At 36.8% G+C, this 11,356-nt stretch carries 8 protein-coding genes; 4 read left to right on the top strand and 4 right to left on the bottom strand.

The annotated features are described in order from the left end of the window. Window position 1: 1 nt before the first annotated feature. Entirely contained in the window at window positions 2-1,837 is a 1,836-nt protein-coding gene (locus LB888_RS02415) for a hypothetical protein (RefSeq protein ID WP_318753477.1), read from the top strand. Window positions 1,838-1,896: 59 nt separating this feature from the next. Beyond that, window positions 1,897-2,622, top strand: coding sequence for an EAL domain-containing protein (locus LB888_RS02410; protein WP_318753476.1), 726 nt, complete (start codon window positions 1,897-1,899; stop codon window positions 2,620-2,622). Between the two features lie 339 nt (window positions 2,623-2,961). Here LB888_RS02410 and LB888_RS02405 read toward each other — a convergent pair whose 3' ends face one another. Together LB888_RS02405 and LB888_RS02400 are read right to left on the bottom strand one after the other, a co-directional pair. Beyond that, on the bottom strand, window positions 2,962-3,417 hold the full coding sequence (locus LB888_RS02405; RefSeq protein WP_318753475.1) for a MaoC/PaaZ C-terminal domain-containing protein: 456 nt from the start codon (window positions 3,415-3,417) through the stop codon (window positions 2,962-2,964). Window positions 3,418-3,869: 452 nt separating this feature from the next. Next, the gene (locus LB888_RS02400; protein ID WP_318753474.1) at window positions 3,870-4,619 is read right to left on the bottom strand and encodes a hypothetical protein; all 750 of its coding nucleotides are present in this window, start codon (window positions 4,617-4,619) and stop codon (window positions 3,870-3,872) included. A 410-nt stretch (window positions 4,620-5,029) separates the two neighbouring features. Here LB888_RS02400 and LB888_RS02395 point away from each other — a divergent pair, with 410 nt between their 5' ends. Beyond that, window positions 5,030-5,296 (top strand): hypothetical protein, encoded by a 267-nt coding sequence (locus LB888_RS02395; RefSeq protein WP_318753473.1) that lies wholly within the window; start codon window positions 5,030-5,032, stop codon window positions 5,294-5,296. On the opposite strand, the gene LB888_RS02390 is transcribed toward LB888_RS02395, so the two are convergent. Together LB888_RS02390 and pflB are read right to left on the bottom strand one after the other, a co-directional pair. Beyond that, window positions 5,251-5,421, bottom strand: a complete 171-nt coding sequence (locus LB888_RS02390; RefSeq protein WP_318753472.1) for a hypothetical protein — start codon at window positions 5,419-5,421, stop codon at window positions 5,251-5,253. The genes LB888_RS02395 and LB888_RS02390 overlap by 46 nt on opposite strands. A 203-nt stretch (window positions 5,422-5,624) precedes the next feature. Next, window positions 5,625-7,895, bottom strand: a complete 2,271-nt coding sequence (pflB, locus tag LB888_RS02385) for a formate C-acetyltransferase (protein WP_318753471.1) — start codon at window positions 7,893-7,895, stop codon at window positions 5,625-5,627. Between the two features lie 518 nt (window positions 7,896-8,413). Here pflB and polA point away from each other — a divergent pair. After that, window positions 8,414-11,071 carry a DNA polymerase I gene (gene polA, locus LB888_RS02380; RefSeq protein WP_318753470.1) on the top strand — a complete coding sequence of 886 codons (2,658 nt, stop codon included), beginning with the start codon at window positions 8,414-8,416 and terminating at the stop codon, window positions 11,069-11,071. The last annotated feature ends 285 nt before the right edge of the window (window positions 11,072-11,356 follow it).

Below are 11,356 nucleotides of genomic sequence, written 5' to 3'. Positions count from 1 at the left end.
TATGTTAGTGATTAAATTTATTTTATTTCTACTTTCGATGTTAGGTTATACCAATTGGCTCAAAACAAAAGGGAAAATTGATCACCGGTTAGTTTATATCGAAGTAATCGCCGCTCAAATACTAATTCTTTATCTTGCGGCTCTAGTAGGATATTTAGAAATTGTGGGGGCAATCCTTTACTACTTAGGCTTGCTTTTATTATTAAGTTATTTTTGGTATTATCGCCATAAAGCGTTATTGTCCAAATTATTGTACTGGGAATTTGCGACGGTCTTGATGCTCTTTTATCTAGTCGTGTTTATACTGGGGATGTGGGATTTAAAATTAGTCCATTATGACAACTTTACCCATTGGGCTACCATTGTTAAATTCTTAGTAATGAATCATCATTTACCTACAGCACATGATACGATTATCACATATAATACGTATCCCGTTGGTAGTTCCATGTTTTTATACTATATTGGACGTTTTGTAGGGTTTCACGATGGTATTTTAATGATTGGCCAGTTTTTAACAATTGCTGCGGCGCAATATGCGATGTTTGCGACCACATTAGATCGTAAACGGGCCTTACCGGTCGCAATTATCTTTGTCAGTTTTATATTGGTAATGTACTTTAATATTGCTGTTAGATATAATAATCTATTGGTGGATGCTTTAATGGCAGCATTAGCAATCGGAGCACTCGCCGGTATTTATGCTTACCCAAAACAGCCAATACGAACATCACTTCATGTGGGCCTCGTTTTATCGGTGCTAATCTTAGTAAAAACCAGTGCAGTCTTTTTTGTAGTGATTGTCTTCATGTATTATGTGGGACATATGATAATGTTACGCCGAAAAGCCTCACAAAAAGTTGGTTGGGCGACCTTTATTACGGTTTTGATGCCCTTTGTCTTTAATTTTAGTTGGTCACTACATGTCAAAAATGTGATCGGAACAGCGGCGAGTACTAAGCACCAAGTGAGTGCCGGCTCGGTTACAGAAATATTAAATGGGCAATTAACACCTGAGATGACACAAGTCATTGACGTTTTTATGGAGACTGCCTTGAATATTCAAACACCTTCTACGATGCAATTCGCATTATTATTATGTGGGTTCTTAATTTTTACGCTATTTTATGGAATCAAATTTAAGAAATGGCATGTAAATTTTGGTACTTGGGTATTTCTAACGGTGATGACTTTAGTGTATTATATAGGTAACTTAATCATGTTTTTAACCGCAATGCCTCATGATGAAGCTATTCGGGTGGCAGGATATGAACGCTACCTTTCGACCATGGTTATATTCGTCTTAGGTGTTTTAACCATCACGCTCGTTCGACAATTGGATCGTGCTTTTTATGAACAACGTCATGAATATCGTAATAACCATTCATTTAAAAATATGTTTAATAAAAAGATGTATCAAACGAGTGTGATGTTGATGACTTTCTTTTTCGTAGGAAACTGTGTTTCGGAAGTAAATGGGATGCATTATATAGAGAATAGTCAAGGTAATAATGCACCAACAATGTTACAAGCCGCTATTAAAGGGCAAACCTTTGATATGAATGGACGCTACCTCATCGTATCTTCTAATCAAGAATGGGTCGATAATTATTTATTAATGTATCTAGGGAGATACCAAATGTGGGCTGATGATGTTGTCCAACGTTATGATTTTGTCATGGATGATCAACAATTTATTGAATTATTAAATGGTTTTGATGGTGTAGTCCTATTGGATGATCATTTTACTTTCAATGCTATGATTGAAAAATTAACTGGAAAGAAATTGACACCTGGTTATTATCCAATTGATTCCTTAGGGCTACCTAAAGAATAACAGTGTAAAAATACAATATTTCTTTCTTAAACGGAGAGAGAATAAGAAGGGAATGCAGCATGAGCACATTACACTCACAATTTTATATGATTTATCAGCCAATCAAAGAAGTAAATTGTTCAAAAAAGGCTGAAGGGAAATCGTCAGAGCGTCATTATGAAGCACTTTTAAGATTAGTTGAAACGAATCGCTTTCCATTGAAAGATTTTCCGAGTTTAATTCAAGATGAAGAGAGCAATGCATGCTTCTTAGATTGGGTGGTTCCACAGTTTATTGAACAATTAGAGCAACATCCAGATCTCGTTTTATCTGTTAATTTTGATGTAGACCAATGGGCCTATCCATCGACTTTTGAAGCCGTAGAAAAACTACTTCCTTATAAAGAACAAATAATCATTGAGGTAACGGAACATCAGCCTCGTTTTAATCATAGTATTATGAAAATATATGGTGAGATATTAAAAGAAGTGAGTCAGCGCGGATTTAAAATTGCGGTTGATGATATTGGTCAAGGAATTAATACTTTTCCATTTTTCTTAAAGTATTTGCGATATTTTAGCCGAGTGAAAGTGGCAGTATATGATAAACGCTGGTTCTTAAAACCACGGTTTTATCTTTTGACCAATAAAGTGTTGAAATGGTTTGGACGACCCCAAATGGAAATTGTTGTCGAACGGGTTGAAACTGAAGAAATGTCACGTCGGTTGAAAGCCGTTGGCATTTTTTGCAACAAGGAAGACTGTTTGGTATGGGAGAGCGACATGTTAAAGCAGAAGAAGCTTTAACCTAGTAATACATGATGTGGCCAATAGGAAAGCATTAAAGAGTAACGGCACCAGGGAGTAGGCTGACGTAGCGAAAATCATTTGATTTTTTAATTCTGTTTTACTTCTAACTTTGCGGGGCAGGCAGACGAAGCGAAAATTATTTAATTTTCAACTTCTGGTCCACCTCCAAAGAATTGTTACTTACCGTTACTAATGCTGACTATTGGCGCTTTTTTCAGCTCAAAATAAAAAAGAGGTTAGATATGCCTGTGAAATTTTTTAAAAAATTTCTGTTAATTCCCTTTCACTAGGGAAAGGTGCATTCTACCATCTTTTATTTATGTTGGGGTTTACAAATTAAGAGTCAGATTTAAAATAGCCAAAAGCTCGATGCATAATCTCGGTAACTATTTCATCATCTTGGTTATAAACTTTGGCTTCCATTAAGCAAATCCCTTGTTGCGGTTTCGTATTAGAGCGTTTAATTTCTTTCATGGTGAAGACGCTATAAATCTCTTCGCCAGGATAGACAGGGCGCACCCATTTAACATCTGCTCCGGCTCCCATCATGGCACCAGGTGTTAATGGCAATGTTTCGACTAACATTTTCATGTTAACTGCAAGAGTATGCCAACCCGAAGCTACTAAGCGTTTGAAGATTGTATCTTTAGCGGCAACTGGATCGGTGTGGAAAGGTTGTGGATCGAATTGTTTAGCGAATTCAATGATGCGCTCTTCGCTCATTAAATAAGCTTCGCTTTGAAATTGAGCGCCTTCCTTAATATCGTCTAAATAGGTAACTAATTGAGTCATGTTAAATCGTCCTTTCATCTATTAATGGTTGGCGGTTAACCAATTTATTTTGTCTGTTAATTTCATCATAGCACTAAAGGATAAAATTTTGTAAAGAAATGGTTCCGTTTTCAATTGAGAAATATTTATAGTTACTATCTCTTTTACTAATAGCATCAGTAAAAATAGTATTTTATATAAAAGTAATTGACTGATAGGTAAACGTTCTATGAGTAATTATGAGGCGACCACATTATCATTTTATGAGAGACTTCATCATCATTTAAAGAGAAGCTTTGTAAATTTCAATTTTACTAGCCTATAAAGCTTGATCACTACATTGTGTTATCCAAAAGCACTCTAAACTAAGACTGCATCAAAATTAAAGGCACATCAAAAATGCTACTTTAGCATAATATAAAAAGGCACACTAGAAAAATTATCTTCTGTGTGCCTTTAAGCTATAGGATTAATTATTGTTCGGTAGGGTTAGTAATCGAACCGGTCATTTCAATAAGGGTGAAAGGATCTGCATGAGAGACGGTGTAAACGACATTTCCTACTTGCCATGTAGCGACATTATCTTCATAAGTTAATGAGTCATTCATTCTTAATTTAATTTGACCGACTACTTCAGGAGCTGGCAAAGCAATTTCTTCTAAATATTCAACGATTTGTTTCGCTAAATCAGGAGAAGAAACACCTTCTTGATTGGGTGCTTGGATTGCTAAACTCCAGTTGCCTTCTTGCCAATTTAAATAAGTTGATCCCATACCTGCTGTTAGATAACCGGTTATGCCATAACCTAAGTCTATTTTTTCACCTTGATTATCAATCACTTGATTAACCGCTTTTTGAGCGGCTGCTTCATCTTCGTAAACGGCACGTTGAAAAGCAGCAATCGGCGTTTTATTATTGAGTTCTTGATTGTTGACCTCATATGGCTCATTTTCTGCATAATAAAAGATATTAAAGTTCTCGGTATCCGAAACTTTTGTGGTAGCGGCAGAAAAATAGACAGGGGATTCTGCGGTTAATACTTTTGTTGGCAGGGCTTCGTTTTCAAAATAACCTTGTAATTCTTCGACGACTTTCATTGCGTGTTCTTGGGGCGATGTTTCTTGCGCAGTTACTACTGATTGACTAAAAATTCCATTTGACAGCGGCAAAACGGGCGAAAATAAAACAATGCTAAGTGCTAAATACTTTTTAAAATTTCGCATTTTCATCATCTCCTTACTTTAAGCATATTAAAAATGACAAATAATTCAAATCATAACACTCAATTTAAGGAAATTTTTATAAAATAATAGGTGAGCAATTAAGACTAATTTTATTTGAAAGCAAATATTACTGAATAAGCGTAAAAAGCTACGGATTATTATCCAAGTCTTAATCCTAGATGGACATTAGACGGTTTTAGTTTACACCCCTAACGAACCGTGAACCCACTTTTTAAGGCTCGATGACACTCACAAGATTTTATCTTTCAAACTACACTAAATCATTCTCCATGTGTATTTCGCAAGTTAAAACTGAGCCACTTTCATCTTTGAATTAGCTTTTATCCGAGGTTGGGCAAAAACTTTTTAAATTTTGTTTAGGCATATCTATTTAATTCAAAGCGCAGTGGTTGAGTGGCCTCAACGTGTGTCTTAACGAGGTGAGGTATCACTTTGATAAATTCAATCAAGTGATTGCTATTAAATTAAAAGCGCAGTGGTTGAGTGGTCTCAAACTGCGTCTTAATGAGGTTAAAGATAAATTTGGTAAACTCAATCAAGTTATTGTTATTAAATTAAAAGCGCAGTGGTTGAGTGGTCTCAATCTGCGTCTTAATGACTTGCTTGAGACCTACTCAACTGTGCGGGGGTGGACAGACGAAGCGAAAATCATTTGATTTTCTACTTTTGGTCCACTCCCAACTGTGCGGGGGTGGACAGACGAAGCGAAAATCATTCGATTTTCTACTTTTGGTTCACTCCCAACTGTGCGGGGGTGGACGACGAAGCGAAAACTATTCAATTTCTACTTCTGGTTCACTCCCAATTGTGCGGGGGTGGACAGACGAAGCGAAAATCATTCCATTTTCTACTTCTGGTCTAACCCCCACTTACTCGCTTAGCGGTCATCTACAATGTATCAGCCTTTAACTTCATACTTAGGCTATAAAAAAAGAAGACCAAGCTTTTGGCTTGATCTTCGCTGCTTAGGATTTATTAAGCAAATTAGAATTGGTTGTGGATTACACGTTGTAAGATATCATTGATTTGATCTTGAGTTGCTTTGTTTAAGTATAAAGCATAACCTGATACACGTAATACAGCGTGTGGGTTTTCTTCAGGGTGTTGTAAGATATCAATTAATTTCTCACGGTTTAATACGTTAACGTTTAAGTGGTGTCCACCTTTCTTGAAGTAACCATCTAACATAGTTGCTAAGTTAGATTTACGGTCAGCATCGTCACGTCCTAATGCTTTTGGATGGATTGCAAATGTATATGAGCTTCCGTCACGAGCATCTTCGAATGGAATTTTAGCAACTGATGATAAAGCAGCTAAAGCTCCTGATTTAACAGAGTTATATTGTGGGTTAGCACCTGGCGCAATTGGTGTCCATGGTTCACGGTAACCAACTACTTCAGGGTTAGAACCTGTAAATACATTACCTAATGCTTTACCATACACGATGTTAGAAGTGATGGTTAAGATTGAAGTGGTAATTTCAGCATTACGGTAAGTAGGTAATTTACGTAAACGTTCCATAAAGTCATGTAAGAATCCAGTTACTAATGAGTCAACACGGTCGTCATTGTTACCGAATGTAGGGAATTGTTCACCTTCAACAACATAATCAACTGGGAATCCATCTTCGTCACGAACAATACGTACTTTAGAGTATTTAACAGCTGATAACATATCCCCAACTAATGCTAAACCAGCAATACCTGTTGCAAAGTAGCGGTGTGGATGTGAATCTAATAACGCCATTTGAGTTGATTCATAAGCATAACGGTCATGTTGACGGTGGATAATGTTTAATGCACGAACATAAACTTTAGTTGTCCAGTCCATAACTTTATCTAATTTTTCCATTAACTCGTCATATTCTAAGTAGTCACCTTTAATTGGTTCTAAACCTTTAATAACAGTCTTACGAGTTTTTTCGTCAACCCCACCTGATACAGCATATAATAAGGCTTTAGGTCCAGAGAAACGAGCTCCGAAGTATTGGTGTTCTTTACCCATAACTGAAGGGGACACACAACATGCGATAGCAGCATCTGTTGAATGCATTGTAGTTGCCATTACTTCATCGTTTTCATATTGGATAGCTGAAGTATCAATTGACACTTTCGCACAATATTCACGGTAAGCACGTGGTAATTTTTCGTTATAGAAGATCGTTAAGTTTGGTTCTGGTGATTCACCCATTGTATATAATGTGTGTAATGCACGGAATGATGTTTTGTTAACTAATGAACGGCCATCATTGTTCATACCAGCGATTGATAAAGTCACCCAAGTTGGCATACCTGAGAATACTTCGTTGAAGTCTGGTGTACGTGCGAAACGAATCATACGTAATTTCATTACGAAATGGTCAATTAATTCTTGAGCTTCTTGTTCAGTAATTAAGCCAGCTTGTAAGTCACGTTCGATATAAATATCGAAGAATGCGTCCATACGACCTAAAGAAGTAGCCGCACCGTTAGTTTGTTTTGCACCAGCTAAGAATGCTAAGTAAGTCCATTGGATGGCTTCTTGAGCTGTTTTTGCAGGTTGACGTAAGTCAAATCCGTACATATCACCTAATTGAGCAATTTCTTCTAAAGCACGATATTGTTTAGAGATTTCTTCACGTGTTTGCATTTCTTCTTCAGTATACATTTCACGTTCCATTGCATTCCAGTCATTGAATTTTTCTTTTTTCAAGAAATCAGTACCGTATAATGCAACACGACGGTAGTCACCGATGATACGTCCACGTCCATAAGCATCTGGAAGCCCTGTGATGATTTTGTTTGAACGAGCTGCACGAATGTCAGCATCATAAACGTCGAATACACCTTGGTTATGTGTTTGGATCCATTCTGTAAATTGCATTTCAACTTCTGGATCTAATGAATAGCCATAAGCTTCTAATGCTTGTTTCGCCATACGAACGCCACCGAATGGGTTTAAACCTTGTTTTAATGGTTTATCCGTTTGTAAACCAACGATTTTTTCTAAGTCTTTGTCGATGTATGAAGCAGGGTATGCTAATACAGTTGAAACAATTTTTTCTTCCATATCGACTACACCATGTTCAACTTCATAAGCTAATAAGTCTTCGAAAATCTTATTTAATTTTTGAGTTGCTTCTGTTGCTTCAGCTAAGAAAGAGTCGTCGCCAGTATATTCTGTGTAGTTATCTAAAATAAATTGACCAACGTCAGTATTCTCGCGCCAAGCAGTCCCTTTAAAACCTTCCCACGCTTTTGTCATTGTTTCTGTCATTTTTTGTTTCCTCCTGTTTTTGAAAATTGATTCACAATGTTTTTACACTTACATTGTATCGGAAAATAACACAGTCCGTCAAGGATAAAACCGTCTTTAAACACTGATAATACAATAATTCTGTTTCAAAACGATAGAACAGTTACTATAAAAAGTTTTTATCTGTACCACTTTGATAGGGGTTTACTAATAATTTTCATTTATAAGTTTGTGAAGTTGGTTTTCTTTTTCACAATATATAAACAGTTTTCCTTTATTAATATCATTCTTTTATGAAAATAATTTATACTAAATTTGAGTATTCTTTGATAATTTCATAGCGTCGTCGGTCTATCGTCTGGTTTTCATAACTGATACAGCGTACTTTTAGTTTTTTCGTGTAAAAAAAGAAAATAATTGTAATGGCAGAAATGGGTGACACCGCTTAAAAAAAGAAAATGCTAGTCTTTAACATTAAAGATGTGTAATAAAGGACAATTTGTTATAATGGAGAAGAGAAAATCAAGAAGGAGATTATTATGGCCCAACGAAAAATTGTCTTAATAGACGGAAGTAGTTTAGCATTTCGTGCATTCTATTCGATTTTAGATTTGGAACGCTTTAAAAATCGTTCAGGATTGCATACTAATGCTTTATATAGTTTTAATCGCATGTTAGATAATGTGTTACAACAATTTGAACCGACCCATGTATTAGTAGCGTTTGATAAAAGTGAGCGGACGTTCCGTACTGAAAAATATGCAGAATATAAAGGTGGGCGTCAAAAGACACCAAGTGAATTTAAAGAGCAAATGCCCTATTTTAGAGTCTTACTTGATGCTTATGGCATTAAACATTATGATGTCTTAGGTTATGAAGCAGATGATATTATTGGGACTTTATCCAATCAAGCAGATGAGGACGATCAAGTCGTGGTGATTTCAGGCGATAAAGACTTAATCCAATTAGCCAGTGAGAATACGACGGTTTATGTTACACGACGTGGGGTGAGTGATCTAGAACCGTATACCCCTGCCGTAATTCGTGAAAAATATGATATTACCCCTGAACAAATTATCGATATGAAAGGCTTAATGGGCGATTCATCCGATAATTACCCTGGTATTACCCGCATTGGTGAAAAGACGGCGCTGAAATTATTACATCAATTTGGTACCGTTGAAGCGATGTATGAACGTTTAGATGAGTTAAAACCGTCTAAAATGAAAGAAAATATTATTAACGATGAAGCAAATGCCCGGATGAGTAAAGACTTGGCTCGTATTTTATTAGAAGCCCCGATTGACATTTCAGTAGACGATATTACGATGAATGAGAAAAATATTGACGCTTTAACAGAGTTTTATCGTCAAATGGAATTTAATAGTTTCCTATCAGCTTTAGGCAGTGAAGAAGTAGTCAACGATGCGTCAGAAGTGATGGAATCGGATTATGAAGTGGTTTATTTAGAAGCGATTAAAGAAGAGCATTTACCTGATCGAACAGCGATTCACTTTGAAACAATTGAAGAAAACTATCATTTTGCAGATGTGGTCAAAGTGACTTGGTCAGATTTAGTATCTCATCAAGTCTTTGTCACAGAAGCAAAAACGGCTTTTGACTCACCTTTATTTAAAGAGTGGTTAGCCAAGGAATTAACCGAAAAAATTTCCTATGATACAAAAAAAGATATGGTGATTGCAGCTCGTTTTGGTGCTTCTTTACAACATGTGACCTTTGATGTCTCCATTGCGACTTATTTAGCGGAACAAAGCCAAGACCAACGTATCGAAGCTATTCAAAGCTTTTTAGCTTTACCGGTAACGGTGCAATCGGATGAAAGTATTTATGGCAAAGGCGCTAAATTAGCAGTCCCAGAAGACGTGGAAATTGTTAACCAACATGTAGCTAATAAAGTCGAAGCATATGAACAAGTGAAAGCCCCGCTTTTAGCAAAACTAGAGGCAGTAGCGGCTACCGAACTTTTCTTGACCATGGAACTGCCATTGGCTGTGGTCTTAGCTAAAATGGAAATTGAAGGGGTTAAAGTCGATGCGGCGGCCTTAGACGAGATGAATACATTAATATTAGAACGCCTTGCGGATATGGAAAAAGAAATCCATGAGCTAGCGGGACATGAATTTAACATCAATTCGCCAAAACAATTAGGCGAAATCTTATTTGATGAATTAGGCTTACCCGTGATTAAAAAGACTAAGACCGGTTACAGTACGGCAGCAGATGTGTTAGAAAAATTAAAATACCAGCATCCGATTGTCGAGAAGATTTTGGATTATCGCCAAATTGCAAAATTACAAGGCACTTATTTAGCGGGCTTACCACGCTTTATTAAAGAAGATGGTAAAATCCATACGCGTTTTGTTCAAACACTGACCCAAACCGGGCGTTTAAGTAGTACTGATCCTAACTTACAAAACATTCCGATACGCTTAGAAGAAGGGCGTAAAATCCGCAAAGCCTTCGTACCAAGTCATGAAGGATGGCAATTATTTGGAGCGGATTATTCACAAATTGAGTTACGCGTGTTAGCCCATATTTCAGAAGATGAGCACATGCGTCAAGCCTTTATCGATGATGAAGACATCCACTCAGCAACCGCCCGTCGTGTCTTTGGTTTACCAGAAGACGAACCGATTACTAGCAATCACCGTCGCCAAGCGAAAGCTGTCAACTTTGGAATTGTCTATGGTATTAGTGATTATGGTTTATCACAAAACTTAAACATCACACGTAAAGAAGCGAAAACATTTATCGACACCTACTTTGATAAATATCCTGGGGTAGCCGAATATATGAAAGAGATCGTTAAGCAAGCCAAAGAAGATGGCTATGTAACGACCTTGTTTAATCGTCGTCGTTATTTACCGGATATTCATTCTTCCAACTTTAATATCCGTTCATTTGCTGAAAGAACCGCGATGAACTCACCGATTCAAGGTTCGGCTGCTGATATAATAAAAATCGCCATGATTCGCCTAGATGAAGCAATTACGAAAGAAAACTTACAAGCCAAATTATTATTACAAGTGCACGATGAGTTAATTTTAGAAGCGCCAGCAGAAGAAATGGCACGACTAGCGGAGTTAGTGCCAGCAGTAATGGAAGGTGCGGTTGAATTAGCAGTGCCATTAAAAGTGGAAGCCAATCAAGGCGAAAACTGGTATGAATTAAAATAAAAGAGATGAAGGACAAGACTGATTATAGGTCTTGTCTTTCGTGGTTTATAGAAGAAAATGAGTCTCAAAATATTAATACAATCGACATGATGAATCAGTCTACTTGTATTTAAATTGGCTGCATCAATGGCGAAGTATATCTGGAAAATGTAAAGGATTTTGGCAGCCGTTAAGAAGTAGAAAAACGGATGATAGTTGCTTCGTTTGTTAATTATGACCAGTGGAGACGATTCACCGATGGCACTGAAAAAAGCAAAAGTCCCCAAGCGCTGTTTTTAAAGTTAT

It is taken from the genome of Globicatella sp. PHS-GS-PNBC-21-1553, from assembly GCF_033564055.1.
Lineage (GTDB): Bacteria > Bacillota > Bacilli > Lactobacillales > Aerococcaceae > Globicatella > Globicatella sulfidifaciens.
Note: the sequence above shows the minus strand (reverse complement) of the source record. Positions and strands in the feature narration are given on the sequence as shown.

What these genes read in the sequence shown, in the direction of transcription:
- LB888_RS02415 (WP_318753477.1), top strand. Translation starts at nt 2, where the DNA reads ATGTTAGTGATTAAATTTATTTTATTTCTACTTTCGATGTTAGGTTAT.
- LB888_RS02410 (WP_318753476.1), top strand. Translation starts at nt 1,897, where the DNA reads ATGAGCACATTACACTCACAATTTTATATGATTTATCAGCCAATCAAA.
- LB888_RS02405 (WP_318753475.1), bottom strand. Translation starts at nt 3,417, where the DNA reads ATGACTCAATTAGTTACCTATTTAGACGATATTAAGGAAGGCGCTCAA.
- LB888_RS02400 (WP_318753474.1), bottom strand. Translation starts at nt 4,619, where the DNA reads ATGCGAAATTTTAAAAAGTATTTAGCACTTAGCATTGTTTTATTTTCG.
- pflB (WP_318753471.1), bottom strand. Translation starts at nt 7,895, where the DNA reads ATGACAGAAACAATGACAAAAGCGTGGGAAGGTTTTAAAGGGACTGCT.
- polA (WP_318753470.1), top strand. Translation starts at nt 8,414, where the DNA reads ATGGCCCAACGAAAAATTGTCTTAATAGACGGAAGTAGTTTAGCATTT.